The organism is Mycobacterium sp. 852013-50091_SCH5140682 (assembly GCF_001665685.1).
Taxonomy (GTDB): domain Bacteria; phylum Actinomycetota; class Actinomycetes; order Mycobacteriales; family Mycobacteriaceae; genus Mycobacterium.
Genome location: NZ_LZTB01000089.1, coordinates 1 through 923, shown reverse-complemented (window position 1 = coordinate 923; position 923 = coordinate 1). Strand labels below are relative to the sequence as shown.

The 923-nt window shown below is 65.8% G+C and carries 1 protein-coding gene; it reads left to right on the top strand.

Features of this window, described 5'->3' with window-relative positions; all coding sequences use genetic code 11:
* A partial coding sequence (gene dmpG, locus A5784_RS23295; protein WP_064947253.1) for a 4-hydroxy-2-oxovalerate aldolase occupies positions 1–923 on the top strand: 923 nt, incomplete at both ends.

The following is a 923-nucleotide window of genomic DNA, read 5'->3' as shown; positions in this document are numbered from 1 at the left end:
CGGATGACCGATACGTCGTTGCGCGACGGGAGTCATCACAAGCGTCATCAGTTCACCGAGGACGAGGTCGGTGCCATCGTCGCGGCCTTGGATGCTGCGGGTGTGCCGGTCATCGAGGTCACCCACGGCGACGGGCTGGGTGGCTCGAGCTTCAACTACGGGTTCTCCAAGACCCCGGAGCAGGAGCTGATCAAGCTGGCCGCCGAGACGGCCAAGGACGCCAAGATCGCCTTCCTGATGTTGCCGGGGGTGGGCACCAAGGAAGACATCAAGGAAGCCCAGAACAACGGCGGCTCGATCTGCCGGATCGCGACGCACTGCACCGAGGCCGACGTCTCGATTCAGCACTTCGGCCTGGCCCGTGAGCTGGGGCTGGAGACCGTGGGGTTCCTGATGATGAGCCACACGATCAGCCCGGAGAAGCTGGCCGCGCAGGCCCGCATCATGGCCGATGCCGGTTGCCAGTGCGTGTACGTCGTCGATTCGGCCGGGGCCCTGGTTTTGGATGGGGTGGCTGATCGGGTGGCGGCGTTGGTCGCCGAACTCGGCTCGGATGCGCAGGTGGGTTTTCATGGGCATGAGAACCTCGGCCTGGGTGTCGCCAACTCCGTCGAAGCCGTGCGTGCGGGTGCCAAGCAGATCGACGGGTCGTGCCGCCGGTTCGGGGCGGGGGCGGGTAACGCGCCGGTCGAGGCGTTGATCGGGGTGTTCGACAAGATCGGTGTGAAGACCGGGATCGACTTCTTCGACATCGCCGACGCCGCCGAAGAGGTGGTCGCACCGGCGATGCCGGCCGAATGTCTGCTCGATCGCAACGCGCTGATCATGGGTTACTCGGGTGTGTATTCGAGTTTCCTCAAGCACGCCATCCGTCAGTCCGAGCGCTACGGGGTGCCCGCGCACCAGCTGCTGCACCGGGCCGG